17 protein-coding genes and 1 other RNA gene are annotated in these 21,873 nt (G+C 36.8%); 5 read left to right on the top strand and 13 right to left on the bottom strand.

Going from position 1 to position 21,873, the window contains the following annotated elements; genetic code table 11:
• The first annotated feature begins 179 nt into the window (after positions 1-179).
• The 4 genes from EI546_RS15210 to EI546_RS15195 all read left to right on the top strand — a co-directional run bounded on the left by EI546_RS15210 (position 180) and on the right by EI546_RS15195 (position 3,141).
• Positions 180-413 (top strand): hypothetical protein, encoded by a 234-nt coding sequence (locus tag EI546_RS15210; RefSeq protein ID WP_128251345.1) that lies wholly within the window; start codon positions 180-182, stop codon positions 411-413.
• A gap of 27 nt (positions 414-440) precedes the next feature.
• Positions 441-665 (top strand): hypothetical protein, encoded by a 225-nt coding sequence (locus EI546_RS15205; protein WP_128251344.1) that lies wholly within the window; start codon positions 441-443, stop codon positions 663-665.
• 42 nt (positions 666-707) lie between these two features.
• Positions 708-947 carry a hypothetical protein gene (locus tag EI546_RS15200; RefSeq protein WP_128251343.1) on the top strand — a complete coding sequence of 80 codons (240 nt, stop codon included), beginning with the start codon at positions 708-710 and terminating at the stop codon, positions 945-947.
• A gap of 223 nt (positions 948-1,170) precedes the next feature.
• Positions 1,171-3,141: a transglutaminase domain-containing protein gene (locus EI546_RS15195; RefSeq protein ID WP_128251342.1), complete on the top strand. Its 1,971-nt coding sequence runs from the start codon at positions 1,171-1,173 to the stop codon at positions 3,139-3,141.
• Between the two features lie 58 nt (positions 3,142-3,199).
• Here the strand turns inward: EI546_RS15195 and EI546_RS15190 are convergent, their stop codons facing one another.
• Positions 3,200-4,420 (bottom strand): NAD(P)-dependent oxidoreductase, encoded by a 1,221-nt coding sequence (locus EI546_RS15190; protein WP_128251643.1) that lies wholly within the window; start codon positions 4,418-4,420, stop codon positions 3,200-3,202.
• A gap of 177 nt (positions 4,421-4,597) precedes the next feature.
• Here EI546_RS15190 and ssrA point away from each other — a divergent pair.
• Positions 4,598-4,996, top strand: a transfer-messenger RNA (tmRNA) gene (gene ssrA, locus EI546_RS15185).
• 143 nt (positions 4,997-5,139) lie between these two features.
• Here the strand turns inward: ssrA and EI546_RS15180 are convergent.
• The 12 genes from EI546_RS15180 to EI546_RS15125 all read right to left on the bottom strand — a co-directional run bounded on the left by EI546_RS15180 (position 5,140) and on the right by EI546_RS15125 (position 21,873).
• A complete protein-coding gene (locus tag EI546_RS15180; protein ID WP_128251341.1) occupies positions 5,140-5,580 on the bottom strand; it encodes a hypothetical protein in 441 nt (146 codons plus the stop codon).
• Between the two features lie 150 nt (positions 5,581-5,730).
• Positions 5,731-8,832: an efflux RND transporter permease subunit gene (locus tag EI546_RS15175; RefSeq protein WP_128251340.1), complete on the bottom strand. Its 3,102-nt coding sequence runs from the start codon at positions 8,830-8,832 to the stop codon at positions 5,731-5,733.
• Between the two features lie 5 nt (positions 8,833-8,837).
• Complete coding sequence (locus tag EI546_RS15170; protein WP_128251339.1) at positions 8,838-9,929, bottom strand: efflux RND transporter periplasmic adaptor subunit; 1,092 nt, start codon at positions 9,927-9,929, stop codon at positions 8,838-8,840.
• A gap of 18 nt (positions 9,930-9,947) precedes the next feature.
• Entirely contained in the window at positions 9,948-11,246 is a 1,299-nt protein-coding gene (locus EI546_RS15165; RefSeq protein ID WP_128251338.1) for a TolC family protein, read from the bottom strand.
• A 276-nt stretch (positions 11,247-11,522) separates the two neighbouring features.
• Positions 11,523-12,440, bottom strand: coding sequence for a helix-turn-helix domain-containing protein (locus tag EI546_RS15160; protein ID WP_128251337.1), 918 nt, complete (start codon positions 12,438-12,440; stop codon positions 11,523-11,525).
• Entirely contained in the window at positions 12,437-12,673 is a 237-nt protein-coding gene (locus tag EI546_RS15155; protein ID WP_164905255.1) for a DUF4160 domain-containing protein, read from the bottom strand. Before EI546_RS15155 ends, EI546_RS15160 begins: the two co-directional genes overlap by 4 nt.
• Before the next feature lie 119 nt (positions 12,674-12,792).
• Positions 12,793-13,992: a metallophosphoesterase gene (locus EI546_RS15150; RefSeq protein WP_128251335.1), complete on the bottom strand. Its 1,200-nt coding sequence runs from the start codon at positions 13,990-13,992 to the stop codon at positions 12,793-12,795.
• A 112-nt stretch (positions 13,993-14,104) separates the two neighbouring features.
• On the bottom strand, positions 14,105-15,433 hold the full coding sequence (locus EI546_RS15145; RefSeq protein WP_164905254.1) for a sensor histidine kinase: 1,329 nt from the start codon (positions 15,431-15,433) through the stop codon (positions 14,105-14,107).
• 47 nt (positions 15,434-15,480) lie between these two features.
• Entirely contained in the window at positions 15,481-16,167 is a 687-nt protein-coding gene (locus EI546_RS15140; protein ID WP_128251333.1) for a response regulator transcription factor, read from the bottom strand.
• Between the two features lie 251 nt (positions 16,168-16,418).
• A complete protein-coding gene (locus EI546_RS15135) occupies positions 16,419-19,244 on the bottom strand; it encodes a M16 family metallopeptidase (RefSeq protein WP_410198327.1) in 2,826 nt (941 codons plus the stop codon).
• A 91-nt stretch (positions 19,245-19,335) separates the two neighbouring features.
• Positions 19,336-20,877 carry a YifB family Mg chelatase-like AAA ATPase gene (locus EI546_RS15130; protein WP_128251332.1) on the bottom strand — a complete coding sequence of 514 codons (1,542 nt, stop codon included), beginning with the start codon at positions 20,875-20,877 and terminating at the stop codon, positions 19,336-19,338.
• A gap of 141 nt (positions 20,878-21,018) precedes the next feature.
• The gene (locus tag EI546_RS15125; protein WP_128251331.1) at positions 21,019-21,873 is read right to left on the bottom strand and encodes an N-acetylglucosamine kinase; all 855 of its coding nucleotides are present in this window, start codon (positions 21,871-21,873) and stop codon (positions 21,019-21,021) included.

Genomic DNA, 21,873 nt, shown 5'->3' with positions numbered 1-21,873 from the left:
AATATTATTGGTCATAAAGAGGGAATTACACTCCTCTAGTATCCAATAAATCCGTTAATAAGCCACCAGTTTATTAAATACTGATCAATTTTAATGTAATTTTTACATTCTTTAATATATTATTATCATTTTTCAATTTTAAATCGTTTACGTTTGTTCCAACCATTAAAACGATAAAGATGAAAAAACTGCTGATTTTTGTTTCCCTGGCTACTCTATTTCTAGGTTCTTGTCGAGAGAAGAAAACCGAAACCAAAGAAGTAATACGGGAAGTACCTGTTCATACCACAACGGTTGAAAAGACTACAATTGAAAAAACCACCGATAATGAAGGAGTTCTGGAAAGAGCAGCAAAAAAAGTCGACAAAAAGGTAAATGATAAAATCGATGAGAAAATTGACGATATCGATTAAAGTACCTTTGTGATAATCGGTCTAAACATGAAATATTTATCATTAATCCTCATTATAATCCTTTTTTCCAGTTTACTACTTATTTCTTGTCGTGAAACCTCCCGTCAGGATGCAAAACAAGATGTAGTTGAAGATATAGATGACCTTATGCAAAGCGCAGAGGATGACATAAAGGAAGTGGTAAATAAAGATTCATCTCATATAAAAGAAAATAAGGAATGGATAAACGACACGATTCAAAAAAATAACTAAATACTAAATCAAAATAAATTCTAACCATTAAACACAAACAAAATGAGAAAGTTAACAATGATTGCCTTACTTGCAGGATTTTTTACTCTAACCGTTTCTTCTTGTAGAGACACAGAGCCAAAAAAAACCCAAACTGAAGAAATAATCGATGACATGCAAAATAAAGGCGCCGATATTAAAGTTAAGGACGACAAAATTAAAATGGAAACCGAAGACGAAAAGGTCAAAATTAAGACTGACGATGACGGCAATACCAAAATCAAGCAAAAGGATAAGGAGTAATTTTTAGTGAGCATTTTCTACAAACGAGATTATCTATTGTAGATAAAAAAGGAATCCAATTTCAATTTTCAGTTTAAAATAACCGAAAAATTGAAATTAGGATTCCTTTCATTTTTATGACTTCCATAATAAACCCGAAAAAACACGAATCTAAGAGAAATATGATATCGATAACCCCATTTAAATTATTTTACATATTTTCAAATATCGAAATTTATATAAGATGTCACATTTCAAAAACACCTTAAAGACTGTTATTTTGTTGATGCTTTCGGTTTTGCCCTTTCAGGACGGTAAAGCCCAAATTTTTGGAAAACCTTCAAAAGAGGAAATATCAATGACTAGGTATGCTCCGGATCCAGAGGCAAGCGGCGTCGTTTTGTATGAAAGAGGAAACTATAAAGTTGAAGCCGTAAACAATTATTTGAGGTTGATCAAAGAAATCTATGTAAAAATTAAGGTTCTCAACGCCAAAAACTTTGAACATGCTACTATAGAAATTCCATATTACCGAACAAAGGACTCCCGGGAAAAAATAACAGAAATAACGGCAGCCACCTTTAATGGAAAAATTCCTACCTATGTAAAAAAAGAAGCCATTTTTGACACGGATGAGACAGAGCATTGGTCTCTAAAAAAATTCACCTTTCCCAATATTCAGGACGGAAGCATACTCGAATATTCGTACAGAGTTGAATCTCCTTATTTCTTCAACCTGGGCAGCTGGAACTTTCAAGGCCCACTGCCTGTTATACATTCTGAATTTCACACAGAAATTCTGGGAAATTGGCACTATAACCGCACCTTGTTTGGCAATAGGAAATTGTACACCAATAAAGTAGAACTAAAAAAGAATTGTTTTCATCTCCGGGATTATTCGGCCCAGGGCGACTGTGAATCCGCAACCTATATTATGAAAAATGCTCCGGCTCTAACTAAAGAGCGCTATATGCTTTCGGAAAAAAACTATATCGCCAGAATTAAATATGAATTGATTAGTTACACAGACTTTAGAGGAAAAAAAACAAGCTATACTGAAACGTGGGCTGATGCAGACAAAGTTCTTAAACTGGATAAAAATGTGGGACAGCAATTAAAATACGATTCCTATTTTAAAAAGCAACTTCCAGAATCTATTTTATCTCTCCACAATCCTTTGGATAAAGCTAAGACCATATATTATTATTACCAGGAAAGAATGAACTGGAACGGCAAATATGGTCTATTTGCAAATAGCAATGTGAAGAATTCCTTTGAGCAACGGAAAGGTAACAGTTCAGAAATTAATTTAGGATTGGTCAGTGCCCTGAATGCAGCTGGATTGGATGCAAAAATAATGCTGATTGCCACCAGGAACCAACAGATCCCTACCAATAATTACCCAGTTCTTTCAGATTTCAATTATGCAATGGTATTTTTAAATATAAATAATGAGAAACATTTTCTGGATGCCACTGAAAAAAATACTCCATTTGGTGTGGTGCCTTTTAAAAATCTCAATATGGAAGGGCGGGTTCTTGATTTCAATAAAGGAAGTTATTGGGAGCCTATTGAGCCTTTTCCAAAAAATTTGCATTATATAAATATGGCTCTTACCGCTAATGAATCCGGCGTATTTGAAGGAGAAATAAATGAGGTCTCAACTGGATATATTTCGGTTGAGAAAAGAAAAAACTATAATGATTACGGAAGGGATGAGGCCTTCAAGAGAAAGCAGGCTAAAAATGAATCTTGGAATATTTCAGATTATAAAGTTGAAAATGAGAAAAACCTGGAACAACCTTTTAAGGAAAATTATCACATAGAATTACATGAACAACCTGTGGGCAATACCCTCTTCCTTTTTCCTTTTATGATGGAAACATATTTTTCTGAAAATCCATTTGTAAAAAATTCAAGAAATTATCCCATCCACTTTGGTTTTCCTCTGGAGAACAACTACCTGATTTCCATTGATCTCGCTAAGCAATACACGGTAGTAAAACTTCCACAGAGTAAAGTTATAAAACTTCCCGGAAACGATGGAGAGCTCTCCGTTGCTTATGAAGAAGTGGATAATAAAATAAATATTAGACTTAATGTAAAATTGAAAGAATACTTTTTTCCGGCCGAAGCATATAAAGCGCTACAACAATTTTTCACCTCCCTAATAAAGATCCAGAACGGTGAACCTATCGAACTTCGAAAGATTTAGTGGGTGATAAGGAAAAAACCGTTTATAATCTACCTTTAAGAGGCATTATTATTATACTTTAAACTTCTGTCTTATTTGCATCAACATAATGCTGTAGATAAGAAAATCTGCGGGTCAATTTACCATCGGAAGTAGTAATTTTTGACCGCTCCAAAACTCCATTTTTATCTCCATCAAAAAAAGCGGGAATAACATTTTCCAAAAACATATCACCAAACCCTTGACTGGCATCACGCGGTAATTCGCAAGGCAAATTGTCCACTGCCATAACAGTAATGGCGTTTGCGGCATCAAATTCAGTTTCATTTTCTGCTTGGGGCTCATATCCATAAAAAGGCTTGGCTATGGTAGAAGCTCTTAAGGTACTTGCAACTGGCCCATTTACATCACAAGAAATATCCGCAATTAAATTAATTTGGAAATCTGCCCGTTTTGCATCATCCCTAGATATTAAGTAAGGAGCTCCATCCCCATAAAAGTGCCCTGCAATAAACATATCGCTGGTTTTGGCATATTTAAAAAAATCAGATTCATATTCAGATGGATCGTTATAGAATTCAGTTTTATCAAAAGGACCACCATCTTTTCGTTTATTGTAATCTGCAACTCGAATTACACAATAAACGGGCCTTTCAAATTTTTGCTGGGAAAGATATTCTTGTGTCGAAATTTCCTTTATTCCTAAATGATCCAAAATCTCCTTTGCTCCCGCGGTTACTTTTCCTGAACCGGATAACAGAATTTTTATCGGTGGAATCTCGATTTTATCCAACTCCTTTTTTACTGTAATAAGATCTGGAAGATTTTCAACCTTTGGAAGTTCAAATAAACCATCACGAAGTCCCAAAGCTCTAAACCCATTATAGGCACCAACTAATCCCGCATAATGACCGAAGCCAATTAAGCGGCGTTTGTTTTCATTTACAATTGCTTCGTGATCAAACAATACAATGTTTTCTTCGAGGATTGCCTGTAGAAGTCTTCTATTGTACGGTTGCTTTTTGATGGTATGGCTAAAGAAAAAATATTTTTTATTGGGAATTAGGGCATCTATCGGTACTTCTTTGACTCCCAGCATAACATCAGCCTCCGAAATATCCTGCAAAACCTCAAAACCAGCCTCTCTATATGCATCATCAGGAAAAATACGAATATCGGAAGATTCAACAATTATCCTTGCTTGCGGATATTTTTTGATAACTTCTTGACATTTTTTAGGTGAGAAAACCACCCGACGATCTGGTGGATTCTTTCTTTCTTTGATGATAGCAAAAGTTATGGGCATATGGTATAATTTTTGAATGATTATGCGGGCGCAAAGATAGGTATTTTTTGTATTTTTGCATCTCGTTCAGAGGTTAGAGGTTAGAGGTTAGATTGATTATTGAATAATTATTATTTATCAATGCGTGCTGAATACTGCACACCGAATACTGAACACTGATCACTGAAGAAAGGGGCCGACTGGTTTTGACAGCGGGTCTAATTGTATTGTAAGCATGCCGAGCGCTGGGATATAGCTCGTAAATATCATATTTCACACTTTTTAAACGGCGAGAATAACTACGCCCTAGCTGCATAATCCGAATCATAGTAGGATGTGCCTCGGCCCACAAGGTGGGCAAGCAGGAAGTCACTCAACGGCCTTGGTTTGCGGCGGTTGATATAGTGGCTTCGTAAAAGTAAACCTAGCAAGTGTAGGGCTTTGATGCACTTGTGAAGCCCAAATGAAGATAAGGAGTGCGTTGGTAGTTTTCGACCGGCAATCTCACGAAAATCCAAATGAAAACTAAGCATGTAGAAAGCATTATAATTGCTTGTTTGGACGGGAGTTCGAATCTCCCCGGCTCCACCTTCGCTCGCCATAGCTCGGTTTTTTCTACCGAGCTATGGCGAGCTTTTTAATTCGCAACACCGTGAGTAAACCTGACAGGCCTTTGAGACCTGTCAGGTTTGGTTTTCTGGTTACCCGATTTAACCTTATAATTTGATTGTATCTTATTTTAGTTTTGCATTTATCACCAACCCATATTTCTTCACAAAAAATAAAAAGAAAAAACCGAGAATTGTTCCGGCGAATCCAAAATAGGCATCAATTATATCGGGTGTGTTTAATATTGGAATGAATAGTTCATAGATGAAATTCGCCAATACGAATGCAATTCCGAAGAAGATTATATATTTAAACCTAATTCCCATCATCAACCAGAAATAGCCGATTCCTGCATAAAGTAGATAGCTTATGGTAAAATTGGAAATATGCTGATAAAACTCCGGCATTACTTCCAGGAGAAAATCCGATCGAAAACTTTCGGATTTCCTTCCCCAAAAAAGGAATAAGACTGCTCCTAAAAGAAGAAAGAAAGCTATGCTGGTATATGCCTTGGGAACGAATTTCAAACTGTTGAACCCAAAATTTTCTTTCCCTTCTTTCTTCATTTTATAAACTTGTTCGATTATGATTTTTCCAGCATCAAATATAAAGTTACCTATTAATGAATACTAAAATCTGTTTATAAATTTCAAATACGGTAAAACCGAATAAAAATTTATAGCTAATTTTCCCATTTTAAAGTTTTCGTAATAATATTATTTAACAATCTTCTTATGATCTGCTCTTCGATAAGCCCAATAAAAAACTTGAGGGAGAACGGTAAGGGAAAGTATCATACAAATCAAAAGACCTCCCACAATCATAATTGCCAGTGGTTTTTGGATTTCTGATCCCATTCCAGTTGAAAGAGCTGCGGGAAGCAAGCCCATTGAGCCCATTAAAGCAATCATTACTATGGGTCGGATTCTACTGTGAACTCCGTTGGAGATGGCATCACGTAAGTTCATTTTGCGCATATTTTCTTTCATTACCGCGATAAGGATAATACTGTTAATGGTGTTCACTCCAAAGAGAATGATAAATCCGATTCCGGCAGAAATTCCAAAAATTGTCTGGGTGATCCACAGAGAAATAAATCCGCCGATAAAGGCGTAGGGAATTGTACTTGCGGCAATCAATGTATCTTTTACGGTTCCAAAATTGAAATAGAGCAGGAATAAAATCAGTAACAAAACCGCGGGAACAATTACAGCCAATTGCTTGCTCGCGCGCTCCTTGCTTTCAAATTCTCCAGCCCAAATCATTTTATTTTTTGAAGGTAGCGAAACTTTTTCAGCTACTTTTTTCTTTGCTTCGGCAATGGTACTTCCCAAATCACGACCTTCAATACTAAATCCAACAGCGATATATCTACTACCTCCTTCCCGGTAAATAAATGTAGGACCCGTAAGGTAAGAAATTGTTGAAATCTCTTTAAGAGGAACCTTTTGACCGCCACCAGTAGGAATTAGAATTTCCCCTATTTTTTCATCTGTGTCGCGATATTCCTTTTCAAAGCGGATCCTTACATCAAACATGCGTTCTCCTTCATAAAAAGAAGTTGCTGCCCTTCCTCCTATCGCCATTTCAACTACAGCTTGTGCATCTGCCATTGCCACTCCATAACGCGCCATTTTATTGTCGTGCAATTGAATTCGGAGTTCAGGCAAACCGATATTTCGGTAAACATTCAAATCCTCAATTCCTTCGATATCCCTGATTGCATCGGCTACTTCATCGGCATAACCTTCGAGTTCAAAAAGATCATCACCAAAAATTTTTACTACCAACGAACTTTTTACTCCCGCCACGTATTCTTCCACATTATCCTGAATAGGCTGGCTAAAACCAAAAACAATTCCCGGATAGGTTTGTAAAGCTCCTCGGATTTCTTCTACCAAATCTTCCTTGTTTATTTTTCGTTTCCATTCTTTTTCGGGATAAAGTTCAATATGAAATTCAATATTAAAAAATCCTGTAGGATCGGTCCCGTCATTAGGTCTGCCCACTTGATTCAAAACAAATTTCACCTCTTCAAATTCCCTAATTTGAGCTTTCATTTCCTGAGCCAAACGTGTGGATTCCTCAATGTTTACACTATTTGGCAAAGTGGCTCGAACATACAGTGCGCCTTCATTGAGTTTGGGAATAAATTCAGAACCATAGAACATAAAACTTCCGGTACAAATTGCCAAGATTGCAGCAAAACCAATCAATGTTATTCTCCGCTGTCTATTGCTCCACAGGAAAAGCTTGAACAGGTTATTCTTAAAAAATCGGGATATGAAATTTTCCTTTTCCGTAATATTCTTCTTCAACATTACTTTACACAATGCTGGAACATAAGTAATACTCAAAATCAATGATCCCAAAAGAGCGTAGCCTAAAGTAAATGCCAAAGGTGAAAACATTTTGCCTTCAACCTTCTGAAAGGAGAAAATAGGCAATAGTGCAACGATTAAAATTATCTGGGCAAAAACAATATAGGTGGCAACACTCCCCGCGCTTTTCTTTATCAATCCCATTTTACTAATGCGGTTGAACTTCTCCATTCCCAATTGCTTCGCTTTTCGTTCCATGGCAACAAATACCGTTTCCACAATTACCAAAGTCCCTTCCAGAAGTAATCCAAAATCAATTGCTCCCATGGAAATCAAATTGGCCGGCAGTCCTTGAATTCGTAGCATTACCAGCGCGAAAAGAAATGAAAGTGGAATAACGGAGGCAACGATTACGGTAGTCCGCCAATTAAACAGAAATATAAAAACGATGACCGAAACAAGAATTATCCCTTCAATTATATTGTAGGTCACTGTATTTACAGTAGCATCAACAAGCTCTGTACGATCAATAAAAGGTTCAATTTTTACATCTTTAGGTAATATCCGCTCATTTAGGTCTGCTATTTTTTCCTTTAATCTTGCAATAACATCTGCTGGATTTTCACCTCTAAGCATTACCACAATTCCCTGTACAACATCTTCGTCATTTTGTAGACCGACCATCCCCAAACGTGGTTTCGCAGAAATTTCAACTTCCGCCACATGCTTCACAAGGATAGGAGTTGTTCCCCGAACTTCAATAAGAATATTCTCAATGTCCTCAACGCTTTCCAAAAGACCAACGCCGCGAACTACATAGGCTTGGCTTCCCCTTTCAATAACATCTCCACCAACATTAATATTACTTTTTGAAACAGCCTCAAAGATTTCTAAGGGAGAAAGGTTATAATTGGCAAGTTCAGTTGGATTAATCTTTATTTCATAGATTTTTTCCTCACCACCAAAACTTACCACGTCCGCCACACCTGAAACAGAAACCAACTCCCGCTCAATAACCCAATCTTGGATAGCAGTAAGTTCCTTGATCGGTCGGCTACTTTTTAAAATATATCTAAAAATTTCACCTGTGGCCCCATAAGGAGGTTCGATGGAAGCATCTGTTCCTTCAGGAAGATTAACGCCTTGAAGTCTATTTGCAGCATATTGTTGCGCATAAAAATCCTCCACATCATCTCCAAAAATTACCGTTACCACAGAAAGGCCAAAAAGAGAAATAGAACGTACTTCCGCTTTTTTGGGAATGGTGTTCATTTCCTTCATCAATGGAAGGGTAACAAATTTTTCCACCTCCTCTGCACTACGTCCGGGCCATTGGGTAATAATTCGTGCCCGAGTATTGGTAACATCTGGAAAGGCCTCAATGGGAGTATGTACATAACTGACAATCCCTGCAATGAGCAGAAGGAAAGTCAGGAAAAATACTATGACTGAATTCTTTAATGAAAAGGCTACAATTCCTTGAACAAATTTCTGCATTTCAATTAATTATTTATTTGTTCATAAATGAGCAGTGGGTTTTTGGTAATAATGTTTTCATTTTCCTCTAAACCACTTTTCAAAAAGGTGAGACCATTATTTGAAAATAAAATTTCGACCTTTTTGATTTTCATATCACAATCGCTTTTATGGACTATAACAAAGTTTTGGTTGTCGTCAAACACCAAGGCCTCGGTTGGAATTCCAATGGCTTCCATATCTCTATCCCGGAGGGCGACTACATCCACCAACATTCCAGGTTTTAACTTTAAATCTGTATTTTCCATTACCACGCGGGCTTTTACAACTTTGGCATCGCTGTCCAAAACTTGGGATACAGCATCAATTTTTCCTTTAAACTCCGTATCGGGATAGGAAAGCGTATTGATGTTTACATCCATTCCGCTGTCTATATTTTGAACATTGGTAGCGTAGATATCTACCATTATCCAAACTTCACGTAGATCGGATATTGTAAAAAGAGGTTCTCCTTCTGCTGTTATCTGGGTTCCGGAGGCAATGGATTTTGAAGTAATTATTCCTGAAACGGGTGCTTTTATCTGAAAGACCCCACGCTCCGTACTGGCGCTATAAATATTTAAGTTTGAAATAATTTTCTGTCTTTCGGACTTGTGAATATCCAATTCAGTTTGGGCCTGCATTAAATCTGCTTCGGAGGCGATTCCATCCTGAAACATCGATTGTGCTGACTGTAATCTCTTTTCCGAAACCTGAATCTGGGCATTTAAATTTTTTAACTCAGATTCAAGTCCGCTTAATTCAGTACTCTGCAATTCTGCCAACAACTGTCCTTTGGAAACCTTATCCCCCAAGGAAAAATAGGTTTTGGAGATAATTCCGCCGACCAAGCTTACAAAGTGGACTACTTTATCTGGATTGGTTTCCACAGATCCCGTTAAATGTATTCCTTCGGTTACGGGCTGGAGCGTTACGGTTTGAATAGCGACCTTATCTTTAAATTTTTCGTCCAAACAATAATTCTGATTTTCAAATTCAAATTCTTCGGAATCATTTCCGCAGCCCGTTAGAGTGAAAACCAAAAGAGCGGCTACGGTAAGTTTTTGTGTTATTTTCATTTCTTTCTTTTAAATTTCTTAATTAATGACATCTGTTCCTACGGCATAATTCAATTCCTCCGCACGTTCGTTAACCTCTTTTCCTGCTTCAAGAATAATCTCTTTGTTCTCCAAATAAGCTTCTAAGAAATCGAGATACTCCAGAAGACTCATATTCCGACTTCGGAAATTTTTGGTATAATTTTCCAAGAGCGTATCCAAAGTGCTTTCATAATCAGGTTCAATCTGTGAAAGGAATTCAATAGCGGCATTTAAATTTTGGTAGGCCAGGAAAATTTCATTTTCTAGATCCAACTCTTTCTGTTGAAGCAGTATTTTGGAATGCTCAATTCCGATTTTGGCACTTTTAATATTTCCCTGATTTCTATTAAAAAAAGGAAGGTCCATGCTAAGTCCAAATCCCACAAAATCGTAATAAACTCCACCTCCACGATCATAGCCAACTTTAAAATTGAGATCGGGAACCGCTTGGGCCCTTTCGAATTTGTAAAGGTTTTGGTAAAAGCTCTCCTCCATACCGGCAAGCTTATAATCGGGTCTCGATTCAAGTGCAGTTTCTAAAAGATTCTCTATTTTCAATGAATCACTCACCACTTTGGAATATTTCTCTGGGGTAATTTTTAAATTGATTGCAGCCGGCAAATGCATGAGTAGTTTTAATTCCTTTTCTACCTTATTTTTTTCGTTTTTTAATTCTTTTACGCTTTGTAGAAGTTCCAGTTCCAAGGCTTTTAGACGGATATATTCCCCCTTTGCTATGTGCCCGTCATCCACTTGTTTGCGGTAGGATTGCGTAAGTCTTTTAACCGAATGGATTTGATTTTCATAAACAGCACTTTTCAGCTGTAAATACTGCAGTTCGGTAAGCAAGTTTCGAAACTCGAGTTTTAAGGTGCGAAGCAGATCTTTAAAGTATTGTTTGGATTTTTCTACAGATACTTCTTCCAAAGCGATCAACTTCTTCCTTTTCCCGGCAGTTTGAATCAATTGTTCCAAGGAAACGGAAAATTGCTGGTTTTTCCCAAAAGCATTTTCACGGGACCATGGTAACTCCTCGGCCAGTATTTCGCGCTGACCTTTAGTAGACCAAAGATTTACATCATCTATACTTAACGTTGGATTTGGCCATAGTCCCGCTTGGATTACCATTGCCTCTGCTTGGTTTATTTGAAGTTTTTCCGCCAGCAGCAGTAGATTCTCCTTGAGAAATATAGTTTCTGCTTGCTCCCTATTGATCTGTAAGGTATCCTGACCGAAAAGAGGAAAGTGTAAAAAGATTAGCGTTAAAAATAATACCACGCATCTTGAAATGCCCATAATTGCTCTAATATTGTGAACGGCAAAAATGCGGGCAACGACCTTAAAAAGACCTTAAAGTGGATTAATTTGTGCTTAAGGAAGTAGGGATAAAACTTTAAATGAGTTTTAAAAGGAATTGAAATGATGAGTTTGTTTAAAAGGAAAGTGCTGATTTTTTAATTATGGCTTGCTTTTTCATTTGAAATATTACCACGAATACACGAAAATCTATTTTTAAGTGGTACATCTAGATAAAATTCAACAAAGGCAATCCTTCAGAAACTGCATCAAAAATTAATCAATGATAAAAATATCTTCCATTAAATCTCTTTTTGCAATTTTCTCAATTTTTGAGGATATTGAATCTGATATATTGGCGGATAAACTTCTCTGCAATTTTACCGCATTGAGCCAATCTGAAAAATAAATAAATCTGGCTTGGGTGATCCATGAATCAGGAAAATCATACTTATAATCAATTTCAGTATCCCCAATAATGCTGGTTAATTCAGCTAGGTTGAGAACTGACATTTCATAGGTGGTTCTTATATTATTTTTAATAAAAAGTAATTTTATCTCCTCACTGAATCCTTCTATCAATTCTAAATCGCCCTTTTTCCCTTCAGCCCAGGTCAAGAATTTTTGCTTAAAGAAGGAATTTGACAAACTTTCCAAAATATTGTCATCCTCCTCACCGTAATGCGCAATAAAAATATTTTTATTTAAACCGACCTCAAATATTTTTTTAAGAGTTTTAAATTCAGGATCTGTTTTATTGTTCTCCAGTTTCGAAATATATTGTTTATTGGACCCTACCCTTTTTCCCAATTCTTCCTGACTTAAGTTTAGGCTTTTTCTTATATCTTTTAATTGCTCACCCAAATTGATTTTTCCAACAATCGATTCGTCATTTATTGAATTCTCAATTGTTAAAATCGGATCCAATTGAAAATAGGCATTAAATATCTCTCCATTAGGCAATGGTACTACTTTGACAATTTCTTTCCAGGTTAATGCATTATCCACCAGATTAACATTATTGAACACTTCTCTATCGGCAATAACGTTGTAACCAAAATCATCTCTTTTTAGCTCTAACTTTTCAAAATGATTTTTTAAATTCAACATCCTATGCTCTCCCGAATTGGTTATAAAGCTAATTTCAGGAAAATTGACGTTCGTGATTTTTAATATTCTATTAATTTGTCTCATTTTAAATTCACATTTAAAGCATTGAAAATAGCCAACAAATTTTCCCTGTTTTCTTTCACATAACCCATGGCTATCGATAGTTTACTCTTTTTCATGGTACCTGCATAAACTTTGCTATCGCTTATTATTATTAACACCTCTTCTCCGCTACAAGATGCATGAATATGTGGCGGCGGATGATCTCCCGAAAATATTTCGATCTTTACTCCTAGTATTATATCGATGGCAGGCAATACACAAATTTAATCAAAAATAACAAAAGTAATCTAATTAAACAACTCTATCCACCGAAACGTATTATTCTCAGGAAGAGAAAAATTTCAGATAAAGCAATATTTAGAATTAGACGATATCATTCAAAATCTATACAGGTTATTTCAGGTCTCATTCCAAATCTGCCCGGAAAACCCATCCAACCTAAACCACGATTAACGTAAAGATATTGACCTCTTTGTTCATAAAGCCCAGCCCATTCCTTGTATTTATATTTAATCGGGCTCCATTGTTTTCCACCGACCGAAAATCCGGCCTGCATTCCGTGTGTATGACCCGAAAGAGTGAGGAAAATATCGGGATGGCTGAGAACTTCTTCCTTCCAGTGACTGGGATCGTGGCTTAAAAGAATTTTTGAGGGAATCTCCCTAACCGTCTTTAAGGCTTTTTCTAGATCGCCATATTGATTAAAGGGTGGTTTTCCCCAATTTTCTACGCCAATTATCGCCACTTCATTGGAATTGACAATCACGATTTCGGACTCATTCAACAATAACCTAAAACCAATCCGAGTCTGAAAATCTTTTATTGCTTCAAAGTTTTTTTCCTTGTCCGTTTCGTTTTCCCAAGTACTGTAATCTCCATAGTCGTGGTTTCCCAGAATGGAAAACTTTCCTTGTTTGGCTCTAAGCTTTTTAAAACTCTCTTCCCAGCCTTTAAGTTCCCAAGCATAGTTGTTGACAAGGTCGCCGGTGAAAAATATTAAATCGGGCTCAAGATCATTTATCATTTTAATCGCTCTATCGAATACTTTGTACTGCGACCGAAAACTGCCCAAATGAAGATCGGAGATTTGAACAATTCGCACACCCTTCAATTGTTCATTTTGAAGATTTATATTATAAACCTTGAAACGATAAAGTCCTTTAAGTGTAGCGTAAACAATGACAAAAAAAGGTAAAAATCCCGCTATCAACCCCGCAATAGGAATCCAAATCAGTGAGTCATCTTCGGAAAAGACATAATTGGAATAGTAAAGGGTGCTAATTACGATTACAAAAATAATTTTAGGAATAAAGGAGGATACCGTCAATCCATACATTGAAGAAATAAGGCGTTGTCGACGGGAGGGATCGATATAACTGAGACTTAATTTTAAAGACAGGATGGCGATTATAAGTGCAAAAGTAAAAACCCAAAAAAGGATTTTTATTAGAGTAACAAAAAACGGATAGGGAATTAATTCCAGAATTGATTGCAGCCAATAATACGCCGCTGTATCCACCAAAAGGATAAAGAGGCAGAGCAAAACAATTATAAAGAAATTATAGGCGCGCATTTTTTCAAAACTTAATTGTTATTTGAAGAAATCTATTTATTAAAATTAGAGTATTGGCACCGAAGGGGAGTCAGTATTAGGTCAATTTTAATTTTTGGAAAAAAAGAAAACCTTAAAGGTATTTATCAAGATAAAATATAACCTGGAAAACGTTCAAATCTTTCTCGGGATTGGAATATTTGATCTTGGCAAAATGAAAGTCCATTATTCTTTTTGCAAGTACCAATCCCAAACCAAAACCAATTTTGCCTTCACTATTTTTCCCCCTAAAAGAATGCTGAAACAAATGTTCCTTCTCTTCAGGAGCAACTGTTTTTCCAGTATTGGCTATTTCAATTTTCAATTTATTTGAGAATGAACAATCAATTTTAATCTTTGCCTCCTTCTCACTTCCATAACTTATACAATTTACAAGTAAATTCTGAAATGCCTGTTTTACCAGCATTCTGTTCATTTTAATTACAAGTTGACTCTCATTGAATTCACTTGGAAAATAATTCAACTCAAAATGAAAGTCAGGATAAACCATTTTAAGCTCTTCAATAATATCAAATAGCAATTCATCTATTCGCACTTCAGATTTTTGGATCTGCTGCCCTGATTCTATTTTGGAGATTTCAAGAAAAACATTGATGATTTCACCGAGTGATTTTGCCTTGATGACCAAACTATCCAGCACCGGTCTTAGGTTATCAATATTGCTATAAGATTCTGTTTTTTCGAGTTCGGAAACCAAAACAGCTACGGGCGTTTTCAGTTCATGTGAAATATGGTTAATAGCATTTTTCTGAAAAGCAAAAGCTTCATTGGTTCGCTGTAAGAGCTCATTAAATCTTTCGGTAAGATGTTGCAGTTCAAATGAAGAAGTATCCGGTTTTAACAAAGTGGAATTTTCACTTACCAAATCATATTTCTTTAAATTTTCTGCAAGACGGGTAATTGGTTTTGAAATTTTGTTTGAAAGATACAATGCCACCAAGGTGACAATTATGGAAATGGCCGCAAAAATGGCAATGAGCACATTCCGAAGAAAATACATTTTTGAATAACCGTAAGCATCTAGCGCTTTACTGACGCCATAATATGTTTTTCCCCTGCTTTCTACATAAACCCCAATAAGATCGTAATCACCCTCTTTGGTTTCAATCCAGCGTTGGGAAGGGGAAAGTCCGTTGAGGATTTTATCTGTCTGGAAGATGGGAAGAGAATCCAAACTGGAAAAAATAAGTTCCTTTTGGCCATTATATATGAGCAGTTTTTCATCATAAAAATCATGGATGTCTTGGGCATCTAGCAGCAATGCCAGTTCCTCACTCATTTGTTTAAACTCCGTAACCAGTCCAACTGTGTATTTAATTTTTTCGTTTTGCTGTTGCTGGAATTCCTCTTCCCGATACTCAGAAAACAGAATGTAGATGAGCGTCAATGATATTGCGGACAAAATTATCACTGTGCTGGAAAAGTAAATAAGAATCTTATCCCTTATCTTCATTCTGATTCAAAATAATAACCATATCCTACTTTGGTCTTGATGCTGTTTTTGCCAAAAGGTTTGTCAACTTTATTGCGCAAAAAATTGATATAAACTTCTACCGTATTGGTGTTGGTATCGAAGGAACTGCCCCATATTTCGGCAATAAGATCCCCTTTTGAAATTACTTCACCTTTATTCTGACAAAGTTTGACGAGAATTTGATATTCCCGAGGAGTTAAGGAAATTTCGTTTCCTTGTCTAAATACCGTCTTTTGTGCGGGATGGATTATGATATCATCAGCAATTATCGTTGCATTTTGCGTTGAACCGGAATTATCTCTTCTACTACGTTTTACGAGGGAATTAATACGCAAAATCAATTCGCGCATAAAGAATGGTTTGGTAAGGTAATCATCTGCGCCGCAATCAAAACCCTTGACTTTATCTTCCAATTCACTAAAGGCAGTGAGCATCAAAACAGGAGTTTCGGTGTTGAATTTTCTGAAATCCGTACATAATTCGTAACCCGTTTTTCCTGGAAGATTGATATCCATTATAATACAATCAAAATCGGATTTCCGCAAAATTCTTTCTGCCAATTGTCCGTCGAAGACACTTTCAGAAATAATATTTTCTGCCGCAAGGGCATCTCCAATATTTTTGTTTAATGTAGGATCGTCCTCAATTATTAAAACTTTCATTGAATATATTTTGGAAAGCGAACTATCTCCAATTACATATTTCCTTCTAGAAAATGTTTGAAAATTTCCCTTTCAAGCAAAGGTAGCAATTAATAAAAATGAAAAAAGGGAAGCGCATGGGGTTCCCTTTTTTCGTTCTATCCCGAAACTGCCAGGAAAAGGCAGTTCCGACCTCTCCAAAGGCCGATAAAATGAAAGTGTTATTAAAATAATCCCTAAATCTTCATAATCACTTACAAAATTCTATAAAACTATTTTTTCAAATTTTCAGGGTTAACTTCATCTCCATTTTTATCAACTAATTTTACTTCGTCGAAGCCCATATCCTTAAATTGTTCATATTGAGTTTCGGCATCACCTACAATAACATATGCCATTTTGGATGCATCCAAATATTTATTTGCCAAAACTTTATGCTCTTGCAAGTTCATATTTCGGACAATTTTTTCCTCGTTTTCAATGTAGTTATCTGGAAGATCATATTGATTAATCTGCTGAAGCATCCCTAACAACGAAGCTTGTGTTTCAAATCGACGTGCATTTGATTTTATTAAGGCATTTTTGGTAAACTCAAGATCTTCGGCTGAAATTCCATTTTTGTAATTGGTAATTTCATCTCTAAATATCTTCACAGATTCTCCAGTAGTGTTTGTACGCACACTGGATGAAGCAGTAAATGTTCCCGGAAGTTTACTGCCACTAAAACTGGTACGAGCACCATAAGTATATCCTTTCTCTTCACGAAGAATAAGATTTACATTTCCAGAAAAGGAGCCTCCAAGCTTATAATTCATCACTTCCACAGGATAAAAATCCTTATCGGTTCTTGGTATTGAAATATATCCAATATTAATAACGGATTGCTTTGCATTGGGAATATCCACAAAGTACAAAGAGGATTTATCACGAGAACTGGGAATTGGAAATTCTGGAATAGTTACATTTTTTGCTTTCCAACGCTCTTCTAAAGTCCTTAAATCTTTTATTACTTCATCTTTATCTATTTTTCCTACAATCTGAAATGTACTCACTGATGGCGAAAAATTAGAGTTGTAAAAGTTTTTTAAATCCTGCATAGTAATTGACTTTACGGATTCGGCCGTTCCAGAAGTGGGATAACTGAAGATATGGTCATCGCCGTATAAAATTCTATTGTAAACTCTATTTGCCACAGCATTCGGATTAGCATCCGAACGCTCAATTTGGTTAATGGTCTTGGTTTTTAAACGGGTTAATTCCTCTTCATCCCAACGTGGTTCCAAGAGAATTTCGGTAACCAAATCCAATGTTTTTTGCAGATTTCGAGTTAAGGTATTTCCTCGGATAACGATAGACTCACGAGTAGTGTACATATTGATACTGGCGCCCAAAAGTTCAATTTCTTCTTCCAATTCTTCAGGAGTTTTATTGGCGGTTCCTTCCATAAGAATGTCACTCATCAAATTGGCCACTCCGTTTTTCTGCATATTATCCAGTAGATGTCCACCTTCAATCACTAAGCTAAAAGTGGCAACCGGAATTTTATCTTGATGAATTCCTGAAACTTTCATTCCGTTGTCAAGTGTTTTGGTCCAGATTTCAGGAATACTCAGCTCTGGCGAATCTCCTACGACTGGAGGAGTGGAACGATCAAAATTAGAAGGTGTTTTTACAATTTCAGTTACCTCTTCTGCCTCATCCAAATCAACATTCTCTGTAATCTCCTCCTCTACCACCTTAGCTTTTTCGGAATTTTCGGCAATCAGCTCGATTTGTCCTTTTGGTACAAAACTGGTCATTACATAAGATTTTCCTTTGATATATTTGTTGTAAACCCGCATTACATCTTCTTTGCTGACCTTTTTAATATTCTCAATATCCTTAGTTATATATCCAGGATCACCCGTAAATACATTATAACTTGCCAATTGGAAGGATTTCCCGAGTACGCTACTGATTCCATTATAAAATTGGGTTTCAAGACCTGCTTTTACGCGTTCTATATCTCTATCGGATACGCCATCTTTTTCAAAACGTGCAAACGCTTCAGTAATTCCTGCTTCAATGGCATCAAGGTCTACTCCATTATTGGCAGTAATTGAGATTCTGAAATCTCCCGCAAGTTCTTTGGAACTATTATACGCTCTAGTATTTGAGGTGAGATCTTTTTCCTTTACAAGTACTTTATATAAAGGGGCTTTTTTTCCTTTGGAAAGAATTTCACCCAATACATCCAGAGCGTAGGCATCATCGGTATATTGCTCCAAGGTGGGCCACACCATAGTTAATTGTGGAGCCGTAGCGAAATTATCTTCGTGATATAATCTTTTGGTTTCTGATAGGGTAACGCGCTGTGGAGTCAATGGTTTAACTTCTTGACGTCGTTTAATTTCGCCAAAATATTTCTCGATCATTTTCTTGGCATCGGCCGTTTCGAAATCCCCAGCCAATACTAAAGTAGCATTATTGGGACCATAAAACCGATCATAAAACTCCTTTACATCTTCTACAGTCGCATTCTGTAAATCCTCCAACTCGCCAATTACTTGCCAATTATATGGATGCCCTTCGGGATAAATATTTTTATCGATTACATAACCGGTGTGGCCATAAGGATTGTTATCCACACGCTGACGTTTTTCGTTCTGGACCACTTCCTGTTGGTTGGCAAATGCGGCTTGGGTAACGGTATTTATTAAAAATCCCATCCTGTCACTTTCCAACCACATTACGGTTTCCATCGCATTTTTGGGAACGACCTCGTAATATACCGTTCCATCTTTCCAAGTACCGCCATTTAAAGTTCCACCCGCATCCTGTATAATTTTGAAAAATTGATCCTGTGGTACATTTTCCGATTCCTGGAAAAGCATGTGTTCGAATAGGTGGGCAAATCCTGTTCTTCCGGTAACTTCACGATTAGATCCCACTCCATACTGAATAGCAAGAGCGATAATAGGGTCACTTTTATCTTGGTGCAGAATTACCTGAAGTCCATTATCAAGTTGATATTTTTCAAAATCCACCGAAAGTGGAGTTTTTTCCGAAGAAATTACTGATTGGGTATTTTTGCAAGAAATTACGACTAATGAGAGCATACCTAAGGCTAAAATTCCTGTTTTTAGAGAAGTAGAAAACATATTATGAGAGGTTGATTTAACAAAAGTTTTAAAGATACAGAAAGTTTTATTATCCAAACCATCCATCACGATCGAGACTTCTATACTGAATGGCTTCGGAAATGTGGTTGCCATTAATATTTTCAGAAGCTTCCAAATCGGCAATTGTTCTTGCAACCTTTAAAATTCTGTCATAAGCCCTGGCCGAAAGATTTAATCGCTCCATTGCTGTTTTTAACAGCTGGAGCGAGGCTTCATCCAACTTGCAAAATTGACGAATCTGCTTTACGCCCATTTGAGCATTATAATGGATATTTTCAAACATGATAAAGCGCTCGGATTGAATTTTACGAGCTTGGGCAACTCTTTCCCGAATTACCACGCTGGATTCTCCTCGTCTTTCTTCGCTTAACTTTTCAAAAGGAACGGGAGTTACTTCAATATGAATATCAATCCTATCCAATAATGGGCCGGAGATTTTGCTTAAATATCGTTGCATCTCAGCAGGTGAAGACATTACTGGCGCATCAGGATCGTTAAAATAACCTCCCGGACTTGGATTCATACTTGCTACCAGCATAAAACTGGAAGGATAAGTAACCGTGAATTTTGCTCTTGAAATTGTGACTTCTCGATCTTCCAGCGGTTGACGCATTACTTCCAAAACGCCACGCTTAAATTCGGGTAATTCATCCAAAAACAAAACTCCGTTATGTGCCAAAGAAATCTCGCCAGGTTGTGGGTATTGTCCACCGCCGACAAGGGCTACATCGGATATTGTATGATGGGGGCTTCTAAAAGGACGTGATGTCATTACTCCTCCTTTTTCAATTGTACGTCCCGCTACGCTATGAATTTTTGTGGTCTCCAGACTTTCGTGAAGGGTCATGGGTGGCAAAATACTTGGCAAACGTTTGGCAAGCATTGTTTTTCCGGAACCGGGAGGACCGATTAATATTATATTATGTCCACCGGCAGCGGCAATCTCCATACAGCGTTTTATGGATTCTTGACCCTTTACATCTGCAAAATCGTGTTCTGGGTGTTCTAATTGCTCGTAAAATTCGGCAACAATATCTACTTCTGTTTTTTCGAGGGGAAGGTTTTCATTGAAGAAATCGATAACTTCACTTATATTTTCAATGCCAAAAACATCAAGTCCTTCTACAATGGCAGCTTCTCGAGCATTTTGATTTGGAAGTATGAATCCCTTGAAACCTTCTTCCTTAGCCTTTATTGCAATTGGCAAAGCACCGCGAATGGGCTGGAGGTTTCCATCCAAAGACAATTCACCCATTATTATATATTCGGAAAGGGGATTTTTCTCTTCAATCTGTCCGGTGGCGACTAAAATTCCCATTGCTAGGGTAAGATCATAAGCCGAACCTTCCTTGCGAAGATCGGCTGGAGACATATTTAAAATGAGCTTTTTACCTGGAATCTTATATCCATTATTTTGGAGAGCGGCGGCAATTCTATAATTACTTTCTCTAATGGCATTATCTGGTAACCCGACTAAATGGTACCCTATTCCGTTATCCACATTTACCTCAACCGTAATTGTCGTGGCTTCAACCCCAAAAACAGCGCTTCCATAGACTTTTGTGAGCATAGAATGATATTTTAATTAAAAAGGGGAGATTGAAGCAAGGAAGATAGTATTTTTTTATCCGCTTACCAAGTTCAAAAAAATGTAAGTTGTTCTGCTAATACGAGAAGTGGAAGTATTAATTAAAGGACTAATACATTTGAATTAATCTAATAGTTTCTTCCTATAATATTCAATTAATCCATCAATGGGACGTTGGATAACATTACCGAGTTTGAGGTTATTTTCTTTTAAACATTCGGAAATTACTTCTTTGGAAAAATAGGCGATGGAACCAATAAAATGTATTGGAAGGCTGGAAGCATTTTCGAATGTAAGAATCCTGCTTACAATAAAATCAGTAATTCCTTCTTTTAATAAGCTGTGATAATAAGGAGGAAAATCTTTTTGTTCGAAAATAATTTGGGCAAAAGATGCTAGATAAGCCCCTGGATTCGGCTCTTTATATAAATGCTTTTTGATGGTATCAGCTTCCAAATCATATTTTTTTTCAAAGTTGGAAGCTATTTCCGCAGGCATTCGTTTATAGTAATAATCGCGAATCATTCTTTTTCCAAAGTAATTACCACCCGCCTCGTCCATCAACATGTATCCCAAAGAGGGAATTGGAGCATGAATTTCCTTGCCGTCAAAATAACAGCTATTACTTCCTGTGCCAAGGATACAGACAATACCAGGTTCTGTGGTTACTGAAAAGACAGCAGCCGCGAGATCTTCTGAGACATTTACCTGCGCATTGTTAAATAATCCTTGCAAAACCTCTTTTAGAATGGCATTTGGAGTGGCGGTACCACAGCCAGCGCCATAAAAATCTACGTTATTAACTTTGGAAAAAACTTCCTGCAACGTTTCATTAGCTGAAATACGTGAAATCAATTCTTCTCTTTGAATTACAGCAGGATTCAATCCGAGGGTTTTGGTTTTAAAAACTATTTCTCCATTTGAATCGAGCAAAACCCAATCGCATTTGGTAGAGCCACCATCCGTTATTAACGTCAT

Source organism: Aequorivita sp. H23M31 (genome assembly GCF_004022485.1).
Taxonomy (GTDB): domain Bacteria; phylum Bacteroidota; class Bacteroidia; order Flavobacteriales; family Flavobacteriaceae; genus Aequorivita; species Aequorivita ciconiae.
The sequence above is the reverse complement of the archived record's forward strand: the minus strand, read 5'-3'. Positions and strand labels throughout refer to the sequence as shown.